Consider the following 21,907-nt stretch of genomic DNA (forward strand, 5'->3'; position numbering starts at 1 on the left):
ATGATCTGTAATGTTTCGCGTGGCGTGCTGCTGGCCCTGATGGTCGCCTCCGCAGGCGCCGCCAATGCGGCATCGACTTCGCCGGTGTCGCTGATGAGCGCGGCCGAGCAGGCTTCTCTGATCGAAACCCGGTACTCGGCCGGTGATGGCGCGCCGGTCGCCGCGATGACCACCCGCTACTTTGCCAATGATGAGCTGTCGGTCAGCTGGGATGACCAGCAGGTGCTGGTGCTGTGCAAGGAAGCGGCGTACCTGAAGATTCCCGCCGCCAAGCTGAAGGCCGGTGCGTTGACCACCGAGCAGCGGCAGATGATTACCTACCAGGCGGTGATGTCGGGGCTGGGGGCGATCGCAGCCGTGGCCGAAGCGGCCGGTGATGCGGTGATGGTGGCCGACGATGGCAGCGAGCTGCGCCGCACGGGTGAAAGCAATTGGGCCTACGGTGTGGAGCGGTATGACGTCACCACCCAGCGCATGGCTGACGGCGCGCTGCGGGTGCGGGCGCGCAAGACCGAAACCGTGAACAACGCCAAGCCCGCTTCGCCGGATGATACGTTCAGCACGGAGGATGATCAGGCGGCTCGCCTGTCCGAGCTGGCACCGGTGGGGAGCTGGACCGAGGCGTTGATCCGCGGCGGCCCCCGCCAGGCGCAGGTGGACCCGGCGATGTCGCTGAAGGGCTGGATCTCGATGGGAGACGACCAGGCTGCGACGGTGGGTGAGGCGCGCACGCTGCACGAGTGCAAGTGAGGTCGGCTGGGGTCAGAGCCCTTTGCCCGTGGCAAAGGGATCCGACCCCGATGCCCGTCGGCCTCATCGTTCCATTTATGTACGCAATATTCACTTGCGCGCCAGATTGGCAGGTCTAGAATGCGCCCCATGAACCGGATGCCGCTCCTGAAGTTTTTCACCCTGACCCGCGCAAGCGCGGAACGGGCGTGTCTGCCTGGAGCCCCACGAGGCCGTTGAGACGGTCATCGCTGGACCTTCGACAGAGCGCCCTCCGGGGCGCTCTTTTCGTTTCCGCAGTTCCATTCCCCGTAACCCGATGTACCGCAAGGAGAACGTGCCATGCACCAGATCGCCGAGACCGAACGCTAGCCGCGCACCCTGTCGCCAACCGGGGTGCGCGGCCCCTGGAGTTGGCTTTGCAGGAACCTCTTTATGAACACCCAGACCCTTTCCCGCCGTCGCAACCTCGGCATCATTGCCCACATCGACGCAGGCAAGACCACGCTGACCGAACGCCTGCTGTGGAAAAGCGGCGAGATCCATCGCGTCGGCGAAGTGCACGATGGCAATGCGACCACCGATTTCTCGGCGATCGAGCGCGAACGTGGCATCACCATCGGCGCGGCCGCCGTGCAGGCACAGTGGGCGCCGCGCGACCTGCCGCCGCATCGGCTGACCCTGATCGATACCCCCGGCCACATCGACTTCGCCATTGAAGTCGAGCGCTCGCTGCGCGTGCTTGATGGCGCCGTGGCCGTGTTTTCGGCCGTGGATGGCGTGCAGCCGCAGTCCGAGACCGTGTGGCGCCAGGCGCGTCGCCACCGCGTGCCGCTGATTGCCTTCGTCAACAAGATGGACCGCGTCGGTGCCTCGTTCGAGCGCGTGCTGGAGCAGCTGCAGGACAAGCTGCAGGCGCGACCGTGGGCATTGGGCGTGCCGCTGGGCAGCGAAAGCGACTTCAACGGCTGGGTCGACCTGGTCGATGAGCGGGTACTGCGCTGGCAGGACGGTGCGGTGGCGACGATCACGCCGTGGGACGACTCGGCGCGCGCCCTGTGGCAGGCGCAACGCGACGCACTGGTCGAGGCTGTGGCCGACCATGACGAACTTCTGGCTGATGCCTGGCTGGAAGGTCGCGCGATCGACGCCGAGCTGCTGCGTGCGGCGATCCGTCGGGCGACGCTGGCCGGTGCCGGTGTGCCGGTACTGGCCGGTGCCGCGTTCAAGGACAAGGGCATCGAGACGCTGCTGGATGCGGTGGTCGATTACCTGCCGTCGCCGCTGGATCGGCCGGCCGTCACCGCTGAAAGCGAGAGCGGTGAGGTGGTGCTGCCGCCGGACCCTGACGGTCCGCTGGCCGGCCTGCTGTTCAAGATCACCCACCAGCAGCACGGTGCCCTGAGCTTCGTGCGGCTGTACTCGGGCACCTTGAAGGTGGGCGACGCGGTGTCCAGTTCGCAGCATCCACAAGGGCGGCGCGTCAGTCGCCTGGTGCGGGTGCAGGCCGACCAGACCCACGATATCGAACAGGCCGTGGCTGGTGACATCGTCGCGGTGCTCGGCTGGAAGGATGCGGTCAGCGGTGAAACGCTGAGCGGGCGTGCGCAGCCGCTGCGCCTGGAGAATATCCAGGCACAGGCGCCGGTGCTGGCGTGGCGGTTGGAGCCGGCGCGTGCTGCCGACCTGATCCGGATGGCACAGGGCTTGGCCAGCCTGGCCCAGGAAGATCCGTCGTTCCGTGTCGAAACCGATCGCGACACGGCGGAGACTCTGGTCTGGGGCATGGGCGAGCTGCATCTGGAGGTGATGGTCGAGCGCCTGCGCAGTGAATGGAAGGTCGACGTGGGCGTAGGTGCGCCGCGCGTGGCCTACCAGGAGACGCCGATGCGTGCGATGACCGGCGTAGTGGGCCGGCTGGTCAAGCAGACCGGCGGCCAGGGCCAGTTCGCGCATGTGGTGCTGGATGTGGCCCCGCGCGAGGACGACCAGGTGGTGTTCAACGACCGCATCGTCGGTGGCGTGGTGCCGCGCAGCTTCATCGCGGCGGTGGAGAAGGGCGTGCGTGCCGCGCTGTCGGAAGGTCCGCAGGGCCATCCGGTGGTCGGCATCGAGGTCAGTCTTGTCGATGGCCAGACCCATGCCAAGGACTCTTCGGAGATGGCATTCCATCGCGCCGGCGCCGAGGCGATCAAGGCCGCGCTGGCAGAGGGCGGCACGCAGCTGCTGGAGCCGGTGATGGCAGTGACGGTGCATTCGCCGTCGGCATCGGTGGGGGATGTGGTCGGCGACCTCAACCGACGCCACGGTCGCATTGCCCGCATCGACGACCAGGATGGTCGTGCCGAGGTCAGCGGTTTCGCGCCGCTGGCGCAGCTGGTGGGCTACACCACCTCGCTGCGCTCGCTGAGCCAGGGCAGGGCCAGCAGCCAGGCGCACCTGCATGGCTACGAGCCGGTGCGCGCTGCATGAAGAAGGTGAGGGAGCCCGTTCGCGGGCTCCCTTTTTTGTATTGGCCGGTTCCCGTATCCACGCATGGCGTGGATCTACCGGGTGTCGTTGGGGTTTGCCCATCCACGCATGGCGTGGATCTACCGGGTGTTGTTGGGATTTGCACATCCACGCATGGCGTGGATCTACCGGGTGTCGTTGGGATTTGCCCATCCACGCATGGCGTGGATCCATGGGCGATCGGGTTGCGGGCTCTGCAGTAGATCCACGCCATGCGTGGATGCCGTTCTCAGGGGATCCGTTTTTGCACTGCATCGCAACAAAACTGCAGAAAAAGCTGGATTAAAGTGATGCCTCACGATAAATTGCGCACCCCCCGTTGCTCGCCGCCGCCCGCACCCTGCCCATGCGTGATGACAAAGACCCCGGAACCCTGGAGCTGACCCTGCCGCGCAAGCGCGGTCGTCCGCCCAAGTTCGGGTACGCGATGAGCGATGCGCAGCGGGCCGCGCGCTACCGTGCGCGCAGGGCAGGGCAGGCCAATCATGCCGACGTGCGCTCCTGCAGCGACATGGTGCTGCTGGACAAGATCCGTGCCGCGGTGAGCGCGCGCGACACCGAACTGGCCGGGTTCCTGGTCCACGTACTCTGGCAGCGCTATCCCCTGCAGCTGAAATAGTTCGGCGGTGGGGTGGCCGTTGTCATCGAGCTTGTTGATAATGCGGGATTCAGGTTGTTCCCGCTGGCGTGCCCGGGATGGCAGGCGCGCATGATCGAACGGTTCCCAAGATGACCACCACCAGCGACACCACCACCGAAGCGGCGCAGAGCGGCGCCCCCCTGTTCTATACCCGTCCGGTGCCGCTGCAGGCCGATGTGCATGCCGATCTGCGCATCCTGCCGGGCAAGCTCGAGTTCGCCGCCGGCAACAACGCCATTCCGCTGGTGCTGGGCGAGTTCTCGCTGGCCCTGCACCACTTCCCGATCCTGTTCGCCGGCCCGGGCGCGGTGCCGATGGCCGCCGTGGGCGTGTCCGACCAGAACCTGTTCATCAAGGACGGCCTGTGGGAAGACGAGGCCTATATTCCGGCCTACCTGCGCCGCCACCCCTTCATCTTCATCGACACCGGCGCGGAGAATGACTTCCTGCTGGGCATCGACGAGGAAAGCCCGCGCGTGGTCAAGGGCGGCGAGGAAGGCCAGCCGCTGTTCGTCGACGGCAAGGCCACCGAAATGGTGCAGCAGGCGTTGGAGTTCTGCGGCCAGTACACCCGCGAGCACGAACAGACCCTGGCCTTCTCCAAGGCCCTGACCGACAACGGCCTGCTGGTCGAGCGCAACGCCACCGTGCGTACCCCGGATGGCCGCGAGTTCAACCTCAATGGCTTCCTGGTGGTGGACGTCGAGAAGTTCGTTGCACTGCCGGAAGCAACCGTGGTCGAGTGGCACCGCAGCGGCTGGCTGGCACTGATCCACCAGCACCTGATGTCGCTGGGTCGCTTCAATGACCTGACCCGTCGCCAGGTCGAGCGCCTGGCCGCCTGATCAAGGCACTGGCAGGGTTCCCGCTGCGTAGGAGCCCTGTCCAGCCTTCAGCACGTCCAGCAGGCGCCGCGCATCGGCCCAGTCCGGCGCGGCGTCATGTGCCAGATCGGCCAGCTCCGCCGCGATGGCCGCATGCTCGCATTGGCCCAGCATCTGCAGCGTGCCCTGCAGTCGGTGCGCGTGATGGCCTAGTGCCGATGCGTCCGCGCGATCGACAACCCGCTCCATGCTGTCGAGCTCATCGCGGATGTCGGCGATGTAGGCCGCGTCCATGTCAATCGTCTGCACGGCTGCGTCCACGCCCCCTGGTCGCGCAATGCCGAGCGCAGGCAGCAGGTGGGCGGCGCGCAGCGGTTTGGCCAGCACCGCGTCGAAGCCCGAGCGGCGGCAGCGTGCGCGATGACGCCGTCCGGTGCGGGCAGACAACGCGATCAGGCGAATTGCCTGCCCGGCATGCCCACGCAGTTCGCGCGCCAGCACGTGACCATCGATGCCACGCAGCCCGATGTCGATCAATGCGATGGGGCGGGGCTGTCGCGCCTGTTCGGCCAGGGCTCCAGCCACGTCCTCCACGGCGCACACCTCAGCGCCCCAGCGTCGCAGCTGTTCGGCGATGACGTGGCGATTGAGCTCGTGGTCCTCGACCAGCAGCAGGTGCAGTCCGGCCAGTGGCGTACCGCTTGTGCACAGGCCCTCGGCATCCTCGCTGGCGCCTGCCGGATACACCGGCAGGCGCAGGATGAAGCGACTGCCACGGCCCAGCACGCTGTGCACGGTGAGGTCGCCGCCCATCGCGCGGGCCAGCTCGCGCGCGATGGAAAGGCCCAGGCCGCTGCCGCCACGCTGCTGTCCACTGCTGCCTTGCTGGAAAGGCTGGAACAGGACAGCTACCTGTGCAGGTGCGATGCCGATGCCGCTGTCGATCACCTCCAGCAGCAGCTCGCTGGGCCGCGCCGCTGGCATCAGCTGCAGGCGCAGCTCGATGCCGCCGATATCGCTGAATTTCACCGCGTTCGCCAATAGATTGCTGGCAATCTGGCGTAGCGCATCGGCGTCCACCAGGATGTTCGACGGGGATGCGTCCTGGACATCGAGATGCAGCTGCAGGCCTTTCCGCTGGGCCTGAGGCCGGATCGCCTCCAGTGCCTGCCGGCACAGCTGAACTGCATCGCAGGCTTGCGCATGCGGCTTGAAAGCGCCGCTCGCAAGGCGCGAAAAGTCCAGTGCGCGGTTCAAGAGGCTGCGCAGGGATTGGCTGGCCGTACTGGCAGCGTCCAGCAGATCGCGTTCACCCTTCGGTAGTGTCGATTGCCCCAGCAGCTCGATCGAGGTCAGTACGGCCTGCGCCGAGTTGCGCATCTCGTGGCTGATCACTCCGATGGCATGTGCGCCGCTGCGATCACCGCGCGCCCGCAGGTGGCGCATTGCGAGCCACAGCAGCGGCAGGGCGATCAGCAGTGGGGCCAGCAGCAGCCACCCGCGCGGGGGCGACGTCTGCATCCACTCCAGTGCATTCCCGGCCGCGGCAGGCAGCGTCTGTCCCGCCCAGAGTCGAAGGAGGCCCGCATGCTCCTCCAGTGTGATCTCGCGCAATGCCTGTTGGATGCGCCCCAGCAGCTGCTGGTCTTCGTGGCGGACGAGCAGGTAGAGGTCGGTGGAGAAGCCGCTGTCGAACGACTGCAGGCGCAGGCTGCCATTGAAGTGGCGTCGAACCAGGGGGCGCAGTGTGGGCTCCAGGCCGATCGCCACGTCCGCCAGGCCCGATTCGACGGCGGCCAATGCCGCGTACCGATCAGGCAGGTGCCGCAGCCGGACCTGTGGGTGATGTGCGTGCAGCCAGCCGGCGTAGGGCCCGCCTTCAACGACGGCGACGACCCGCGTGTCGAGTTCGTGCATCTCCCGTGGCAACCACTCGTCGGCACGTCCGGCCAGCAGGGTGGCGCCGCCACGAAAGCGGCTGGACGCGGCAAGGTCGGGGCAGGGGAGGGCCTGGTGCCTCGCCCCGCCAAAGACCATGACCAGATCGGCCTCGTGATGGCACACCGCGAGGATCGATGCGGCGGCGGTTGGATAGGGCTGTTCCAGGAAACGGAGCTGGGCGTGCCGGGCCACCAGGTTGGCGTAGCCATGGGCAAGCGTTGGCGGTGATGACGTATCGGCCAAGGCTGCGGGCAGCGGGCGCAGGGAGGGGGTCGTGGCGACCCGTACCGTGCTGCCCGGCAGCCAGCGTGGCGACCGGATATCTTCGGCCGAGGCAGCCGGCAGGAGAAGGAGCGCCAGCAGCCCGGTGGACAGAAAGCGGCGGCGCAACGGCAACTGGCGCCTCACGGTGTCTCCAGTCGTTCGCGCAACGCGTAGATCTCCACGTCGCTGCGCAGTCCCAGCTTGCGCAGCACGGCAACCTTCTGCGTGCTGACGGTCTTGATGCTGCGGTGCCGGCGCAGTGCGATCTCGGAGACGGTCAAGCCTTCCAGCAGCAGGCCCAGCACCTCGCGCTCGTTGCGGCTGAGCTCGCCGCGATCGCCGGCCAGCCTGACGTCCGGCGGAACCCGGGTCAGGCCTTGGGAAACCCGCACGATGGCGTCGGACAACGCAGGAAGCGGCTCGGCCTTGCTGACGAACCCGCTGAGTCCGGCATCGATCAGGCTGTTGAGGTTGGTGGTGGGCGAGAGCGTAGCGAAAGCCAGCAACGGCGTGCGCGGGAACTCCCGGCACAGCCGGGCAACCAGCTCGATGCCGCCCAGGTCGCCACGGGCAAGCGTGAGGTCGATGATGGCCACATCAACGTGCGTGCCTTGCAGGCTGCAGAGCAGAGCGTCGCTGCAGCCATGGCTGGCGACAATGTCGAAGCGGAGGTCGCCTGACAGATGGAGGGCGGTGCCGCGGCGGACCACTTCGTGGTCGTCCAGGAGCGCCAGGCGTAGCCGACGCGGTGCAGGAAATCCATTCATGCGCGGGAGGTGGTCGGCGCCCGTGGGCGTGGCCGTCATTCTGGCGCCGCTGTCGCGTCGAACATCGAATGTGTTGCGTTTTTACGACTATTCCTAAAGATCGATTTGTGCGGCCGATTGGGCCGGGCCTACTCATTTATGGTGCAAATGAATATGGCGCTGGTCAGGGGTGTGCGCGTGGCTTCCGCCGTGGCCACTGGGGCTATTAACGTGACGCGTCACGTCGGCATGGCCTTGCGCCCCCGCCCTGGGTAGGCGGCTCCGTCAGGGCAGGGGAGGGGGCTATCGAGTCTGTACGCGGGGGATCGACATGCGATCCAGGAATTGCGCCGGCGTGATGCGGGGCAACTGTTCGGCATGGGCGGCCGAGAAGTGGCGCAGACCGCCCCAGAGCGCGGTGTCTCCGATCAGGAAGCAGCGGTGCTGGGCGCGGGTGACGGCGACGTTGAGCAGATTGGGCTTGCTGGAGGCCCAATGCGCCGCGCCCACCGTGTCCGTGTCACACCCCAGCACCATCCAGACAATGCTCTCTTCCTTGCCCTGGAAGGTGTGCACGGTGCCGACGCGCTCCCTGCACCACGTGCGCAGCTCGGCGGTGCGTGGCGCCTGCGTGCCGGGCGGGGCATCCGCGCCAAGCCAGGCAGCCTGGTTCCGCAGCCGCTCGAGCAGGGCGTTCTTGATGCGTTTGAAGGGCGAAATGATATAGACCGGGGGCAGGGTTCCGGTGCTGTGATAGAGCGCCGCCAACGCCTGCTGCACCAGGTCGATCTGGCACGGCACGACCTGCTTGTCGCTGGTGCGGCCGGGGGCGTGTACCCAGGCGCTGCCGCCGATGTCCAGGCTGTCAGCGGGTGGCCGCGCTGCGCTTGGCTCCCAGGGGTTGGAGAAGATCATCTTCCCCTCGTAGGCAATCGTGTTGGCAATGGAAAACATCGGTTCGACGCAGCGACGATGCACACGCAGGGGGCTGCCGATCCAGAGCGGCGAGCCCCCTGACTCCATGCGGGCACCGAGCGGGTTGGCCTCGTCGGCCAGTACCTGTACGGAGGTCTTGTCGGGCGAGACGTTCATGTCTGCGGGCAGTGCGCTGGTTTGGCCCAGCGCCTGCAACAGCTTGACCGGCACGGTGAACACCGGCTCGATCTGCAGCGGATCACCCACCACGATTGCGCGCCTCGAGCGCAGCAGTGCACCGACTGCCGCCTGCGGCACGGCCTGGCCGGCCTCATCGATGAACAGCCAGCCGATCGAGTCCGGTCCCAGATGGCGGAACTGGCGTGCGACGGAAGCGAACGTGCTGGAGACAACCGGCACGATCATGAACAGGCTCTGCCAGATGGCCAGCGCATCGCGCGGCTCCTGCAGCCGCTTGCCGCCCAGCAGGTGGCATAGCGCAATGACGTTCTGGGCGAAGCCGCCGCCTGTCTGCAGGACTTCGTGCAGCCAGGCCTGGTGAAGCTGCAGTGCCGCCACGAAGAGGTTGGCACGCTGCTCGTTGAGTTGTTCGCTGTTCCAGACGCCCTTGATCTGCCAGTCCTGATTCTCCAGTTCGGCCGCGGTGGCGGGATGGGATGCGTTGCCGAGTTCGGCTTTCAGCTGTTCCAGCTGTTCCGCCATTGCAGTCCACTGCTGCGCCCGTACCTGCGCGGCGGCCGATGCCTCGGCCAGGGCGCTCGCGGTGCGGTCCAGGTGCCGTTGCGCTGAATCACATTGCGGCCCGAGTTCGAGGCGGCGCAGGGTCCATTGCTGCTGATGATCTGCGTTCTGCGCCATTGTGGCCGCATGGCTGTTCGCACGTTGCCGATCAAAGATGCGGGCCCACCAGCCAGGCTTCTCTTCCTTCAGCAGGGTGGGTTGCGCCTTGAGCAGCGCGAGCTCTTCATCGGTCCTGCGGCGCTGGCTGTCGAGCGCAATGAATGCCTGTACGGCTTGCTCATGCGCGCGCTGTGCATCGCGAAGCTGTGAAGCCGTATACCGGCAGAAGCTCTCCTGATCGTTGTCGCTGATTTCACGGCTGAGCGAGGCGAGCCGATCAAGCTTTTCGACCAGTCCGTTGACCATCGCATCCGCCTGGTCGAACGCCTGCCGGGCCTCCTGGAAGCTCATGGCTGCCGGGCTGCTGCGCCATTGCCAGAGCGACTGGTGGCGGGTCGGGTCGTACCCCTTCGGTGAGGTCGTTTCGCCCTTCCTCGGGCCGGCCACGCTGATCGCCCGCACAAGCGCCTCGCGGTTGGCTTTCCTGCCCAGTGCGCAGCTGATCAGCCCCCAGGCATCGCTATCTGTTGCCGGTCGCTCATAGGCGCCCCTGCCATTCCAATCGAGCAGGTTGCGGGCCAGCGGCCGCAGGTAGTCAAAGGTCACGTCCCCTGTGCTACTACGCCAACACGAACTTCCGGGCTTGCCCAGTGAGCGGCTCTTCGGCAGGTCACGCGAAATGTTCTCCACGGCGGCGTTGTTCGGCGATGCAACCACCATCTCGAAGCCGGTCAGGTCGGTCTTCAGCAGGGAGATCCTGCACGGCTTCTCACCTTCGAAGTTCACTTCGCGGGTTGCATCAAACGCAGCGGCGGGCGTTGCGCACTGTGACAATGCGCGTGCACGGCGCACGATGTTTTCAGCGAAGATTTCACGCAGCAGCGTGGTCTTGCCGGTCCCGGGTGGGCCATTGACCGAGAAAATGCCTGAGTCGCGCACCTGCTCGAAGATGCTGTTCACAGCGAACTGCTGCATCAGGCTCATCGTGTGCGCAGGATCACCGGGCCAGTGGCCCCGATTGATGTGCCGCGGCCGCAGCCGCTCGGAAATCAGCGTCTGCCCTTTCGGTGTGTACAGGTCTTCGCGCCGGCTTTCCGGCAATGGGCTCAGGTAGGCGCGCAGCGGGGCACTGGCAGTGCCCTGGTCCAGTGCGCCGATGGCGCGCGCGATATCCTCGACGAAGAAGCTGTTGAGGATGCTGATCTCCGCGTCCTCTTCGGATTGGGCCTCATCGTCCTCGGCGTCGTCCGCTTCCGGCGTTGACGCATTATCGGATCCCGGGGGTGCGGCCTTTGGTACCTGTTCCGGCTTCGGCTTGTCTTCAACGCTTTTCGCCCGGATGACCAGCAGGGGAGCGGATGCGTCGCCCGCGGACGGGTCATGACCCGACCAGGTGTGCAGGATGTCGAGCAGGCGCAGCAGGTCGCCGGGGCTGCAGGGCATCGGGCCCTCATCCTGTGCGGCGGGGGTGGCAGTGGTGCTGCGGAACGTTGCCACGTCGCGCTTGAGTGCTTCAAGGCTTGCCTGGAAGGCGTCAAAGTCCAGGCCCTGCAAGCCATGCCTGGAGATCGTACCCAGTGCCCACGGAACGGTCGACACCGAGATTTCACCCAGCTGCATCACGCCGTCGGCGTTGGCCCGCAGGCTGGCCGCGCAGGTCAGGCCTTCCAGTTCGGCCCGTTCGTCCTGCTCCAGCGATTCGTCATCGCTCGGCGTATCGGCCAGTACCCGCTGGGTGATGTCGGCCAGCTGGACCTTGTCGAAAATGCCGAGGTAGACATCGAATCCACTCAGCCTGCGCCCGGATGGCACGGGTGGGGACCACAGATCCTGCGGGTCCAGTCGCTCCAGCTGATCCCTGGACAGCAGCCGTACGCTCCAATCCGCGTCTTTCGACTCAAGGACCTGGCCCTGCAGATCGTAGGGTATGAAGAACTCAACCCTGTGCCAGAAGCTGAGGATCGCGCGGTGCCTGGCCTGCAAAGTGTTGCGTCGTTCTTCCTTCAACTGCCTGTTCCTTCCATTGTGAAATCGGCTGCGGCCGGAGTGCGCCCTTCGCGGGCCATTGTGACCGGCGCGCACAGCCCTGCATTGGCCATTAGCGGCCGCCGCGGTCGAGTCTTGAGTGTTCGTGGTTCGGGCGCCAGGCTGCAATGCCGTCGGCGACCATTACTGGCTGGCCCGGGACGGTGGCGATGAGGGTACACATGGCTCCGACAGCGACTGCGCGCGTGCGGCATGGCCAATGCGGCTGCGGTGATGAATGCGACATCCGGCGCCAGCCAGATGTCGATACACGCTGCCGTCAGCGCACCGACTGCGGTACACGCCTCAGCTTGCCGGTGTCGTAGCCCATGGCCGCGATGCGTTGCACGGCCTGCTGGTAGTCGCTCTCGGATACCTGCGGCGTGCGTGCCATGTACCAGACATAGTCGCGCTTGCTGCGGGCGACAATGGTCTGCCCATAGTCGTCGTCCAGCCAGGCAATCACGTACTCGGCCTGTATCGGCCAGACGAACTGCATGCCCCAGATGGCGCCGTTGCCGTTCTTCTCGACCCGCCCAACAGGGTGCATCGACTTCTGCGGGGCGTCGAAACTGCCCTTGCGATAGGTGAAGGTCGTCTGGATGCGCCCGTCCGGCTTCAATGCGTAGCTCTCCACGGCGTCGAAGGCTTTGCGCTCCGGCCAGGACGGGATGTGGGCGATCACATACCAGTCGCCCATGAAGCGTGGCACGTCCACCGATGGCGGGCGGGGCAGGGGACGGGTATCGCTGGAACTGCAGCCGGAGCCAAACAGGCTCAATGCCAGCAGGGGAAGCAGCGAGCGCATGCGCATGTCACACCTCAACGGGGGCGGAACAGATAGTGGGCGACCAGCCACTGCTGGCCGTCGTCGTAGCCGAACAGCTCGGCGCATGCCATCCAGAACATGCGCCAGCGCTGCCACCAGATCTTCGCCGCGGCCTGGCCGTAGGTCGCGACAAGAACCGGCATCACCTGCTCGCGGGCTGCATCCTGGTTGGCCAGCCAGTGGTCGGCGGTGCGCTGGTAGTGGGTGCCATCCAGCAGCCAACGTTGATCGAGCCGCAGGTCGCGCTGGAAGTGCAGCAGCGTATCGGCCGCCGGCATCAGTCCGCCGGTGAAGAAGTGACGCCCCATCCAGTTGTCGCCACCCTCGGTTTCAAACGGGTACATCAGCGTGCGATGGGCGAAGATGTGCACGAACAGCGCGCCGTCGGGCTTCAGCCACTGGCTGATTCGCGCCAGCAGGCGTTCGTAGTTGCGCACGTGCTCGAACATTTCCACCGAGACACAGCGATCAAAGCGCGCGGCTGGGAGCTCGAGCTGGTTGACGTCGCGGGTCAGCACCTCGACGTTGTGCAGCCCCCGGGCCTGGCATTGCGCCAGGATGTGCTGGCGCTGGCTGTGCGAATTGGACACCGCCGTGATCCTGGCCTGCGGGAAGCGCTCGGCCATCCACAGGGTCAGCGAACCCCAGCCACAGCCCAGCTCCAGGATGTGCTGGCCATCGGCCAGTTCGGCGCGCTGGCCATACAGTTCCAGCATGGCCTCCTCCGCCTGGTCCAGCGTTTCGCACCCGGTGGGGTAGTAGCAGCTGCTGTACTTCAGGCGCTTGCCCAGGCAGGCCTGGAAGAAGGCTGCGGGAACTTCATAGTGCTGGCGGTTGGCCGCGTCGGTGTGCAGCGCGAGCGGGCTGTCGGCGAGCTCTGCGATGCGACGGCTGAAGCGCGCGGACTGCGCCTCGATACCGCCCGCCAATTCCTCATGCAGGCGCTGCGCGCACAGGCGACGGATGCCGGCGCGCAGCGCCGCATCGGGAACCAGTCCGCGCTCGGCCCAGGCGACCAGCCCGGTTTCCGTGTCGTCGGCCGGGTTCAGTGACGGGATCGCGCTCATGCGGAATGCTCCTTGGAAGAACGGGGGAACCAGGGGAAGAACATCGGCGTGCTGCGCTGGTAGGCGCGGTAATCGTCGCCGCGGCTGCGCAGCGCCTGCTTTTCGGTAAACGGAATGCCGCTCAGGTAGCGCAGGAATACGTACATCAGCAGCGGGCCGGCCCACGCCAGCCACCACAGTGGCGAGCCGACCGCGAGCAGGACGTAGCTGAACCAGTGCGGCCATTCGAAGAAGTAGTTGGGGTGGCGGGAGTAGCGCCACAGCCCATCGCGGCAGGTGCGGCCCTTGTTCGCTGGATTCGCGCGGAACCGGGCCAGTTGATGGTCGGCCAGGCTCTCGCCGCCGACGCTCAGCAGCCAGACGAGTGCGGCGGCCACGATCCACACCGTCATGCTTGTCTGCGGATTGGCAGCCACCGCGACGAAGGGCAGGGCGAACAGTACGACCAGCAATGCCTGGGCCATGAAGAAGCCGAAGATCCTGCCTTGATGCCCGTGCCAATGCTCGCGCAGGTAACGGTAACGCCCGTCCTCATCTTCGTGACGGACCCTATGCCACAGGTGCAGGGCGAGTCGGCTGCCCCAGAGGCCGCCCAGCAGCCCCAGTGCAACCCGCGGCACCATCGCGCCATCGCCCAGCAGCGCCAGCAACAGGGCCGAAGCGCCCACGCCCTTGGCCCAGAGCACATCGACCACGCCGATGTTGCGGTGGCGGCGCTGCCAGGCCCAGCCCCAGCTCATCACCAGCACGGCATACAGCAGGACCCACAACAGATTGATCATGACGGTGCTCCGGCCAAGGGCGGCGGGATGGTGCGGGAACCGCGACGAGCGGCCATGCACAGCAGCGAAAGCGCGATGCTCCAGCCCACGCCTAGCACCAGCAGGCCCTGCCATAGCGGCGCAGTGAAACGGACCGCCTCGAAACCGCGCGCTGCGGAGAGATACGCCAGCGGGGCCAGCAACAGGCCGAACAGGGCTGGCAGGGCAGGGTGGCGCAGCAGGAAGCGCATCGAGGTGGTCAGCGTCATCGCAAACGCGGCCCATAACGCCATGATCCAGGGCGGCGGCGTCCAGCCCAGCGGAGCCGCGGCGTAGCGCACGGTGCCGCTGGCGGCGGCACTGGCGTCGACCAGCCACGCGCAGGCCAGCGCCAGCAGCATCAGGCGAAGATCCAGCCGGGGTTGTGGCGATGTCAGTAGCTGGCTGCCGATGTAGATCGATGCTGCCAGCAGCGCAGGCCATTGCCAGCCGCGCCCGGCGCCGGCCACGGCGCACAGCCAGACCAGCTGGTTGCCAAGCAGATTGGCCCAGAACCGGCGCATCTCAGCTGCCCTGGTCCGGCGAGGCACCCGGACGATGCCCCGGGCGCGCCAGCAGCAGATGTGAAACGCCGATCGAACGCTCCAGGAAGCCGCCCTCGCAATAGGCCAGGTAGAACTCCCACAGTCGGCAGAAGCGCGTATCGAAGCCCTGCGCCAGCACGTCGGGCAACCTGGCGAGAAACCGTTGGCGCCAGGCGCGCAGGGTCAGTGCGTAGGAGTGGCCGAAGTCCTGCTGGGCGATCAGCTGCAGGTCGCTGGAGCGGGTCTTGGCGGCCATGATCGCGTTGATCGACGGAATGAAGCTGCCCGGGAACACATAGCGCTTGATGTAGTCGACGCTGCGCCGGGCCTGCTCGTAGCGGTGGTCCTCGATGGTGATGGCCTGCAGCAGGGCAATGCCATCGGGCTTGAGCAGGCGCTGCAGCGTGGCCATGTAGGTGTCCAGGTATTCGGCGCCGATGGCTTCGATCATCTCGATCGATACCAGCTTGTCGAACTGGCCCTGCAGGTCGCGGTAGTCCTGCATCAGCAGCGTGACCTGATCCTGCAGGCCAGCTGCCCGCACACGTTCGGCGGCTAATGCATGCTGTTCCGCGGAGATGGTGGTTGTGGTGACATGGCAGCCATAGTGCTGCGCCGCGTGCAGCGCAAAACCACCCCAACCGGTACCGATCTCCACCACGCGGTCGCCCGGCTTGAGTTGCAGCTGCTGGCAGATGCGGTCCAGCTTGCGCCGCGAGGCGGATTCCAGCGACTCGCTCTCTTTGGTGAACAGGGCCGAGGAATACATCAGGTCCGGCGACAGGAACAGGGCGAAGAAGTCGTTGCCGAGGTCGTAGTGCGCGGCGATGTTGCGGCGACTGCCCTCACGGCTGTTGCGGCGCAGGCGGTTCCAGCCACGCAACAGCCAGCCGCCTACGCGCGCCGGGCCGTGTTCCATGCTGTCGAGCAGATCGCGATTGCGCACCAGCAGGCGTATCAGGGCGACCAGGTCGTCACAGTGCCATTCGCCGTGGATGTAGCTTTCGCCTGCACCGACGCTGCCCTGTGCCGCCACCTTGCGATAGAACGCCGGGTCTTCGATGGTGACGGTGACATGCAGTTCGCCGCGGGCATCACCCAGCCAGACTTCGCCCAGCGCGTCGCGCACGCACAGGCGGCCGTCGCGCATCGGGGCCAGCTGGGCCAGCAGGCGGCGGCGCAGGAAGGCATCCAAGGCGCCGGGGCGCGGCAGCGCGACCGAAGGAGTCATCGAGTTCATCGCGGTTTCTCGGCAAGGGTGGGGTGGTCGTGCACGGGATTGCGTTTCAGCCACAGACGCAACGCGTGCCAGTGGATGGCGGCCACCACCTGGGTGGTCATCAGTGGGTAGCAGCCCAGGACGCGGGCCAGCCCGCGGCCATCCAGGGCGTGCCGTTGCATCACCTGGGTGGCATCAAACTGGCGCGCGCCGTCGCGCCAGACCTGCATGTGCACGCGCAGATCCTCATCAGGGCAGTTGAACCGCCAGTCGTAATGGCAATCCATCGGCATGAAGGGCGAGACATGGAAGCACTTGTCGAACCGCCAGCGCAGCGAGGTGCCTTCGTGCGTGGCCGTTGCGACTGGCAGCACGTAGGCGTGCCGTTCCTTCCAGGGCGTGTTGGTGATCTCGGCGAGGATGCAGTCCAGCGTGCTGCCATCGGCGCGGTAGCAGTAGTAGAAGCTGACCGGGTTGAACACGTGCCCGGCGAAGCGGAGATGGGTGAGCAGGCGGACGGGGCCGGTGGGCCGGTAGCCGAGGCTGGATGCAGCGTGGTCGCGCACTGCATCGGCCAACGGCCGCGCGGGATCGCCGAAGTAATCGCTGCGACGGAACTCGGCCAGGTTGCGGCGATTGACCGACCACAGCCAGCGGCCGGCGAACACCGTGTCCACCTCGTCCAGATCGAGCAGCAGCTGGGCGATCGGATAACGGAACGCATGCGGATGCGGATGATGCCGGCGGTGCATCACCTGCCCGAAGTAGAGCGCACTGGCGCTCATGCGGCCACCTCGCCGGGAGCCGCCATGACCCGGTGCGGCTCGCAGGTGCGCAGGGCATCGACCACGCGGCGGGCGCTGCGGATGCCGTCCTCATGGAAACCCCAGCCCCAATAGGCGCCCGCGAACCAGGTGTGGCGGCGGCCCTGCAGCTCGGCCCAGCGCTGTTGCGCGCGCACTGCCGCATGGTCGTGCACCGGATGGGCGTAGCGCAGGGTGCGCAGCACCTTGCCGGGGTCGATCGCCGCGCTGCGGTTGAGCGTGACCACCAGCGGCGTGTTGCCGGGCAGGCCCTGCAGCAGGTTCATGCAGTAGCTGACCGTGCACGGCGCGGCAGGGTCGCGGGGCACATGGGCGTTCCATGCCGCCCACGCCTTGCGGTTGCGCGGCAGCAATGACGCATCGGTATGCAGGACCGCTTCATTGGTTTGATAGCGGATGGCGCCGAGCACGTCGCGCTCAATGGAGTCGGCGTCACGCAGCAGCACCAGGGCCTGGTCGCTGTGGCAGGCCAGGATGACCTGATCGAAGCCTTCCACGCCGGCCGCGCTGTGCACGCGCGCCCCCCAGGGCATGCGCTCGACCGACTGCACCGGGCACTCCAGCCGCTCATGCACCCGCCAGCGGGCACGCAGGGCATCGACATAGCGCGCCGATCCGCCGCTCACCACCCGCCACGGCGCTCGCCCGGTCATCTGCAGCATCTGGTGGTTGGCCATGAACTGGGCCATGTAGCGGGCCGGGAAGTCCATCACCGTGGCCGTCGGGGACGACCACAGCGCGGAGGCCATCGGCAGCAGGTGCTCGTCGATGAAGGCATCGCCGTAGCGCTGGCTGCGCAGGTACTGCCCCAGCGTTGGGCCCTCGTCTTCTGCCAGCAACAGGGGGGCATCGCGGTAGAACCGGCGCAGGTCGGCCAGCATGCCCCAGAACCGCGGCGACACGAGGTTGCGGCGCTGGCAGAACAGGCCATCCAGCGAGGTGGCGTTGTACTCCACGCCGCTGCGTTCGCTGTGCATCGAGAAGCTCATCGTGGTCGGCTGCGAAGCTACGCCCAGTTCGTCGAACAATGCGGTCAGCAGCGGATAGTGCTGGGGATTGAACACGATGAAGCCGGTGTCCACCGCCATGCGCATGCCATCCACCTGTACGTCGTGGGTGTGGGTATGGCCGCCCAGATAGTCATTGGCCTCGAACAGCGTGACGTCGTGTTCGCCGTCCAGCCACCAGGCGCTGGCCAGTCCTGCAATGCCGGAGCCGATGATCGCGATGCGCATGTCAGTACCTCGCCTTGGCCAGCACCCACTCGGGAATCGGCTTGAGCCCTTTGACCAGCCCGAGCGCCGCCATCGCGCGCAGTCCATACCAGGTCAGGTCCACTTCCCACCAGCGGAAGCCCTGGCGGACGGTGCCCGGAAAGAAGTGGTGGTTGTTGTGCCAGCCTTCGCCGAAGGTAAGCAGCGCCAGCCAGAGATTGTTGCGGCTGTCATCGCGGGTCTCGAAGCGGCGGCGGCCGAAGCGGTGCGCCAGAGAGTTGATGGTGACCGTGGCGTGGAACAGCACGATGGTGGAGATGAAGAAGCCCCATACCAGCAGCTGCGGGCCGGAGGTGTGCAGGCCCGGTGCCCAGCGCTCCAGCCCGGCGCCCAGTGCATACAGCGCTGCGGCCAGCAGTACCGGCACGGCCGTATCGAAACGGTCCAGCCAGCGCAGTTCGGAGAAGCGCGCCAGGTCCGGTACCCGCGACAGATCGGTGGCAAAGGCCTCGCGGGTCAGGAACCAGCCCATGTGGCTGCGCCAGAAACCGCCTTCACGGGGGGAGTGCGGGTCCAGCGGCTGGTCGGCGTGACGGTGATGGTGGCGGTGGTGGGCGGCCCACCACAGCGGCCCGCGCTGCACGCTGGAGGCGCCGATCACCGCGAACACGAACTGCACCGGCCGCGATGCCTGGAAGGTGCGGTGCGAGAAGTAGCGGTGGTAGAACGCGGTGATGGCGAACATGCGCACCGCATAGAGCGCTGCGGCGACGATCACCGCTGTCCACGAGATCCCCACCCAGAGCACGGCGATGCAGGCCAGGTGCATCAGCGCGAAGGGCACGGCGCGCACCCAGTCGATGCGGCCCGGCCGTTCGCCGCTGCTTTCTGCGGCGTTGCCGGTATCGAACCAGCGCTGCAGCGTGCGCAGCAGGCGCCAGCGTCGATGGGGGAGGGGCGCTACAGAGGCCATGGCGGATCTCGGCGGGTGTCTTGATGTTCTGTACGCAGCAGGATGCGCAATGGATGCGCCACGGCGCAGTAAATTTCCATTTCACCTGGGCGTCACGACGCAGCGCTCAAGCAGGGGTTGCGCCCACGCCTGTTGCCAGTCGCTTGCCGGTCGCTCGGCTGGTGGCGAGCGGAAGCGCACCGTCACCTGCGGGTAGCTGCCGCGCGCATCGCGCAGGTTGCTGGTGCCACGGAACTCCAGCAGGCGGCGGTCGGCAGTGGCGTAGACCAGGGCCAGGCGCGGCGCGATGCCGCCGTACCAGGTGTCAAGGCTGACCTCGATTGCCTGGGCGTCGATACCCTGCCAGCGAACAGGGCCGGTGCGCCGCACCTGTACCGGGAAGTAGCGCTGGCGCGCCGGTACCAGGAACGGCAGCGTGATGCGCTCGCCCCGCAGCAGCGCCGGCCAGTGCAGGCGCACCGCCGCGTCGAATCCCGCATCGATCACCGTATCCGCCGGCAGCGCAAGCTGGCCCTGCCGCAGCGGGCTTGTGCCATCTTCCCGCCAGGAGATCGACACCGAATCGCCGGCGGCCTCCACCTCGGCCTTCTGGCCGCTGCGACGATCCTCAAGCGAGTAGCCCCGTGCCTGCGGCCGGGCGCTTGCCGGCAGATGCTTGCGGGCGAATGGCTGGCCGTCCGGGCATTGGTACAACACCCATCGCTCGGCGCCCTCCGCTGCCTCGCGCCGCCAGTGCACCTCACGGTAAAGGACGGCGCCCTGGCTGGAGGTCGCCACGCCCTCGCTTCGCAGCCAGGGCGCCGCCAGCGCAGCATGGGGCAGGCACAGCAACAGCCAGGCAGCGCGCATGGCGTTCATCCGGAAGGGAAGGGTCCAGGTGATACGGCGGGAGCGGCTGGTTGGATGCATTGCATTGCCTGCATCCAATTGCTGCCCCCGCCCGTACAGAGGACAGACCTTCACCCGCCCGCCGCGAACGCCGATGTACCCTGACGCCGCCAGCCACCTCCTCAACTTCGATAGCGTACGCATCGTGTCCAGCGCCCAGCAGCCGAGCAACGAGCCGACGAACTGGGCCGGTGACATGGACGGCGTGGCACGGCTGCGTGACCGCGACTGTTTCATGCGGATCTACGACTACTTCATGCCGCGGCTGTGCGTGTACCTGCGTGGCCTGGGCGTGCCTGAGGCGGTGGCCGAGGAGCTGGCGCAGGAGAGCCTGCTGCGGCTATGGCTGCGCGCTGCCGACTTCGATCCTGCGCAGGGGGCGCTGAGTACCTGGCTGTATCGCATCGCCCGCAATCTGCATATCGATCGCATACGGCGCGAACGCAGCTGGATGCAGGTGCAGGCCGCGGTGGAAGATGCGGCAACGATGGATGTGGTTGAGCGCAGCAGCGCCGAGCAGTTCGCCGACCAGGCGCGGTTGCGGCAGAAGATCAATGAGCTGCCCGCCGTGCAGGCGAGGCTGGTGCGGATGTCCTATTTCGAAGCGAAGAGCCACAGCGAGATCGCCGAGGCACTCGGTATGCCGCTGGGTACGGTCAAGTCACACCTGCGCCGTGCGTTCCTGCAACTGCAGGCCAAAGTGGGAGGTGCGCTGTGAATCCGCACCATCACCTGCACGAATCCACCTTGATGAGCTACGCCGCCGGCGCGCTGCCAGCGCCGTTGAGTATCGTGGCCGGCGCCCACCTGGAGCAGTGCCCGCATTGCCGCCAGCGCCTGCGCGAGGCTGAGGCGATCGGCTCTGCTCTGCTGGAACAGACACAACCGTCCACCGCCGATCTGCGGCGTGAGCAGTTGCGCGAGGCCATGTTGATGCAGCTGGTCACGGAAACGCCCAATGCCATGGCCGAAAGCATGCGCCCTGTGCCGAAGGAGCGGCCCGAGGCCAATCCGGACCATCTGCCTGCCTCGCTGCACCCCTACTTTGGTGCTTCACTCAGTGGGCTGCGCTGGTGCTGGATGGCGCCGGGCGTGCACTGCATCCGTGCCGAGCAGATGCCTTCGCTGATCATGCTGAAGATCGCCCCGGGCAAGTGCCTGCCCATGCACAGCCATGGCCGCAGCGAGCTGACCCAGATCCTGCGCGGCTCCTACAACGATGCGCTGGGCCTGTTCGCGCCGGGCGACGTGGCGGACCTGGATGAGGACGTGGAGCATCAACCGGTGACGGCGCCGGGCGTGCCGTGCATCTGCGTGTCGGCGCTGGATGCGCCACTGGTGTTCAGTGGCTGGCTGGCGCGGAAGATCCAGCGGTTTGTGAAGCTCTAGGATGAGTGCAGCGATGGCAACGGGCGCGCTACGGGTTCTGTTGACCGGTGCCGCGGGGCTGGTGGGGCAGGGTGTGGCCCTGGCCTGCCAGCGCTCACTCCGGGTCGCCAATCTGGCCGCGCTGGTCCGGCACCCGGGCAGTCTCAATGGCACTGGCAGCGAACTGATCGTGCCTGACTTTCTGCGCATCCAGGAACGGCAGGATGATCTGTTGGGATTCGACGCCTGCTTCTACTGCGCCGGCGCTCCGCCGGTGGGCACGGCCGAGGCCGAGTACCGGCGGGTGACGCTGGACACCACCCTGGCCGTTGCCCGCGCCTGGGCCACCGCGAATCCGCAGGGGTGCTTCCTGTATGTGTCCGGCGCCGGCGCGGATGCGCGAAGCCGTGTAATGCCATTGCGGGTGAAGGGCGAGACCGAGCGGGCGCTGCAGGAACTGCCGGTCCGCACGGTCATGCTGCGCCCGGGTGGCGTGCGCCCTGTCGAGGGAACCGGTACCCGTCATCCCCTGTTGAAGCCCTTGTACTGGGGTGGCGCACCGTTGATGAAGCTGGCGGGCGCGATTGCGCCATCGCTGATGACCAGCAACCTGGCCCTGGGCCAGGCGATGATTGCACTGGCCGGCAGGGAACATCCGCCGGCCATGGTGGAGTGCGCGGACATCAACCGGATCGCGATGGACGTGAGCGACCCGGTTGCCTGA

At 66.8% G+C, this 21,907-nt stretch carries 19 protein-coding genes; 7 read left to right on the forward strand and 12 right to left on the reverse strand.

Annotated features, from left to right (window positions below; genetic code table 11):
* The 4 genes from ACZK1G_RS10900 (at nt 1) to ACZK1G_RS10915 (ending at nt 4,725) form a co-directional block, all read left to right on the forward strand.
* A complete protein-coding gene (locus tag ACZK1G_RS10900; RefSeq protein WP_049445335.1) occupies nt 1-750 on the forward strand; it encodes a hypothetical protein in 750 nt (249 codons plus the stop codon).
* A 414-nt stretch (nt 751-1,164) separates the two neighbouring features.
* Nucleotides 1,165-3,201, forward strand: a complete 2,037-nt coding sequence (gene fusA, locus ACZK1G_RS10905; RefSeq protein WP_049445332.1) for an elongation factor G — start codon at nt 1,165-1,167, stop codon at nt 3,199-3,201.
* A 385-nt stretch (nt 3,202-3,586) separates the two neighbouring features.
* Nucleotides 3,587-3,859, forward strand: coding sequence for a hypothetical protein (locus ACZK1G_RS10910; protein ID WP_005409616.1), 273 nt, complete (start codon nt 3,587-3,589; stop codon nt 3,857-3,859).
* A gap of 110 nt (nt 3,860-3,969) precedes the next feature.
* Nucleotides 3,970-4,725 (forward strand): SapC family protein, encoded by a 756-nt coding sequence (locus tag ACZK1G_RS10915; protein ID WP_014037169.1) that lies wholly within the window; start codon nt 3,970-3,972, stop codon nt 4,723-4,725.
* Here ACZK1G_RS10915 and ACZK1G_RS10920 read toward each other — a convergent pair whose 3' ends face one another.
* The 12 genes from ACZK1G_RS10920 to ACZK1G_RS10975 form a co-directional block, all read right to left on the reverse strand.
* A complete protein-coding gene (locus ACZK1G_RS10920; protein ID WP_197621890.1) occupies nt 4,726-7,053 on the reverse strand; it encodes an ATP-binding protein in 2,328 nt (775 codons plus the stop codon). It abuts the gene before it with no gap.
* On the reverse strand, nt 7,050-7,676 hold the full coding sequence (locus ACZK1G_RS10925) for a response regulator transcription factor (RefSeq protein ID WP_049445327.1): 627 nt from the start codon (nt 7,674-7,676) through the stop codon (nt 7,050-7,052). The genes ACZK1G_RS10920 and ACZK1G_RS10925 overlap by 4 nt, the downstream gene beginning before the upstream one ends.
* A gap of 282 nt (nt 7,677-7,958) precedes the next feature.
* Complete coding sequence (locus tag ACZK1G_RS10930; RefSeq protein ID WP_201016719.1) at nt 7,959-11,438, reverse strand: DEAD/DEAH box helicase; 3,480 nt, start codon at nt 11,436-11,438, stop codon at nt 7,959-7,961.
* Between the two features lie 298 nt (nt 11,439-11,736).
* Nucleotides 11,737-12,270: a lipocalin family protein gene (locus ACZK1G_RS10935; protein ID WP_049445320.1), complete on the reverse strand. Its 534-nt coding sequence runs from the start codon at nt 12,268-12,270 to the stop codon at nt 11,737-11,739.
* A gap of 8 nt (nt 12,271-12,278) precedes the next feature.
* On the reverse strand, nt 12,279-13,352 hold the full coding sequence (locus tag ACZK1G_RS10940) for an SAM-dependent methyltransferase (protein WP_049445317.1): 1,074 nt from the start codon (nt 13,350-13,352) through the stop codon (nt 12,279-12,281).
* The gene (locus ACZK1G_RS10945; protein ID WP_478448369.1) at nt 13,349-14,134 is read right to left on the reverse strand and encodes a DUF1295 domain-containing protein; all 786 of its coding nucleotides are present in this window, start codon (nt 14,132-14,134) and stop codon (nt 13,349-13,351) included. Before ACZK1G_RS10945 ends, ACZK1G_RS10940 begins: the two co-directional genes overlap by 4 nt.
* Nucleotides 14,131-14,676 carry a DUF2878 domain-containing protein gene (locus ACZK1G_RS10950; RefSeq protein WP_101765434.1) on the reverse strand — a complete coding sequence of 182 codons (546 nt, stop codon included), beginning with the start codon at nt 14,674-14,676 and terminating at the stop codon, nt 14,131-14,133. Before ACZK1G_RS10950 ends, ACZK1G_RS10945 begins: the two co-directional genes overlap by 4 nt.
* 1 nt (nt 14,677) lies before the next feature.
* The gene (locus tag ACZK1G_RS10955; RefSeq protein ID WP_101765435.1) at nt 14,678-15,937 is read right to left on the reverse strand and encodes an SAM-dependent methyltransferase; all 1,260 of its coding nucleotides are present in this window, start codon (nt 15,935-15,937) and stop codon (nt 14,678-14,680) included.
* The gene (locus ACZK1G_RS10960; RefSeq protein ID WP_101765436.1) at nt 15,934-16,701 is read right to left on the reverse strand and encodes a DUF1365 domain-containing protein; all 768 of its coding nucleotides are present in this window, start codon (nt 16,699-16,701) and stop codon (nt 15,934-15,936) included. The genes ACZK1G_RS10955 and ACZK1G_RS10960 overlap by 4 nt, the downstream gene beginning before the upstream one ends.
* The gene (locus tag ACZK1G_RS10965; protein ID WP_101765437.1) at nt 16,698-17,975 is read right to left on the reverse strand and encodes an NAD(P)/FAD-dependent oxidoreductase; all 1,278 of its coding nucleotides are present in this window, start codon (nt 17,973-17,975) and stop codon (nt 16,698-16,700) included. The genes ACZK1G_RS10960 and ACZK1G_RS10965 overlap by 4 nt, the downstream gene beginning before the upstream one ends.
* A 1-nt stretch (nt 17,976) precedes the next feature.
* Nucleotides 17,977-18,927, reverse strand: coding sequence for an acyl-CoA desaturase (locus ACZK1G_RS10970; RefSeq protein ID WP_101765438.1), 951 nt, complete (start codon nt 18,925-18,927; stop codon nt 17,977-17,979).
* Nucleotides 18,928-19,008: 81 nt separating this feature from the next.
* Nucleotides 19,009-19,776: a hypothetical protein gene (locus ACZK1G_RS10975; RefSeq protein ID WP_101766403.1), complete on the reverse strand. Its 768-nt coding sequence runs from the start codon at nt 19,774-19,776 to the stop codon at nt 19,009-19,011.
* Nucleotides 19,777-19,909: 133 nt separating this feature from the next.
* Between ACZK1G_RS10975 and ACZK1G_RS10980 the strand changes: the two genes are divergently transcribed.
* The 3 genes from ACZK1G_RS10980 to ACZK1G_RS10990 are packed head-to-tail and all read left to right on the forward strand — an operon-like array spanning nt 19,910 to nt 21,907.
* The gene (locus tag ACZK1G_RS10980; protein ID WP_101765439.1) at nt 19,910-20,533 is read left to right on the forward strand and encodes a sigma-70 family RNA polymerase sigma factor; all 624 of its coding nucleotides are present in this window, start codon (nt 19,910-19,912) and stop codon (nt 20,531-20,533) included.
* Nucleotides 20,530-21,204, forward strand: coding sequence for a ChrR family anti-sigma-E factor (locus tag ACZK1G_RS10985; RefSeq protein ID WP_101765440.1), 675 nt, complete (start codon nt 20,530-20,532; stop codon nt 21,202-21,204). Before ACZK1G_RS10980 ends, ACZK1G_RS10985 begins: the two co-directional genes overlap by 4 nt.
* Before the next feature lies 1 nt (nt 21,205).
* The gene (locus ACZK1G_RS10990; protein ID WP_233490863.1) at nt 21,206-21,907 is read left to right on the forward strand and encodes a Rossmann-fold NAD(P)-binding domain-containing protein; all 702 of its coding nucleotides are present in this window, start codon (nt 21,206-21,208) and stop codon (nt 21,905-21,907) included.

Source organism: Stenotrophomonas sp. 109824_Sma (assembly GCF_056480025.1).

What these genes read in the sequence shown, in the direction of transcription:
- ACZK1G_RS10900 (WP_049445335.1), top strand. Translation starts at nt 1, where the DNA reads ATGATCTGTAATGTTTCGCGTGGCGTGCTGCTGGCCCTGATGGTCGCC.
- fusA (WP_049445332.1), top strand. Translation starts at nt 1,165, where the DNA reads ATGAACACCCAGACCCTTTCCCGCCGTCGCAACCTCGGCATCATTGCC.
- ACZK1G_RS10910 (WP_005409616.1), top strand. Translation starts at nt 3,587, where the DNA reads ATGCGTGATGACAAAGACCCCGGAACCCTGGAGCTGACCCTGCCGCGC.
- ACZK1G_RS10915 (WP_014037169.1), top strand. Translation starts at nt 3,970, where the DNA reads ATGACCACCACCAGCGACACCACCACCGAAGCGGCGCAGAGCGGCGCC.
- ACZK1G_RS10925 (WP_049445327.1), bottom strand. Translation starts at nt 7,676, where the DNA reads ATGAATGGATTTCCTGCACCGCGTCGGCTACGCCTGGCGCTCCTGGAC.
- ACZK1G_RS10935 (WP_049445320.1), bottom strand. Translation starts at nt 12,270, where the DNA reads ATGCGCATGCGCTCGCTGCTTCCCCTGCTGGCATTGAGCCTGTTTGGC.
- ACZK1G_RS10940 (WP_049445317.1), bottom strand. Translation starts at nt 13,352, where the DNA reads ATGAGCGCGATCCCGTCACTGAACCCGGCCGACGACACGGAAACCGGG.
- ACZK1G_RS10945 (WP_478448369.1), bottom strand. Translation starts at nt 14,134, where the DNA reads ATGATCAATCTGTTGTGGGTCCTGCTGTATGCCGTGCTGGTGATGAGC.
- ACZK1G_RS10950 (WP_101765434.1), bottom strand. Translation starts at nt 14,676, where the DNA reads ATGCGCCGGTTCTGGGCCAATCTGCTTGGCAACCAGCTGGTCTGGCTG.
- ACZK1G_RS10955 (WP_101765435.1), bottom strand. Translation starts at nt 15,937, where the DNA reads ATGAACTCGATGACTCCTTCGGTCGCGCTGCCGCGCCCCGGCGCCTTG.
- ACZK1G_RS10960 (WP_101765436.1), bottom strand. Translation starts at nt 16,701, where the DNA reads ATGAGCGCCAGTGCGCTCTACTTCGGGCAGGTGATGCACCGCCGGCAT.
- ACZK1G_RS10965 (WP_101765437.1), bottom strand. Translation starts at nt 17,975, where the DNA reads ATGCGCATCGCGATCATCGGCTCCGGCATTGCAGGACTGGCCAGCGCC.
- ACZK1G_RS10970 (WP_101765438.1), bottom strand. Translation starts at nt 18,927, where the DNA reads ATGGCCTCTGTAGCGCCCCTCCCCCATCGACGCTGGCGCCTGCTGCGC.
- ACZK1G_RS10975 (WP_101766403.1), bottom strand. Translation starts at nt 19,776, where the DNA reads ATGCGCGCTGCCTGGCTGTTGCTGTGCCTGCCCCATGCTGCGCTGGCG.
- ACZK1G_RS10980 (WP_101765439.1), top strand. Translation starts at nt 19,910, where the DNA reads ATGTACCCTGACGCCGCCAGCCACCTCCTCAACTTCGATAGCGTACGC.
- ACZK1G_RS10990 (WP_233490863.1), top strand. Translation starts at nt 21,206, where the DNA reads ATGAGTGCAGCGATGGCAACGGGCGCGCTACGGGTTCTGTTGACCGGT.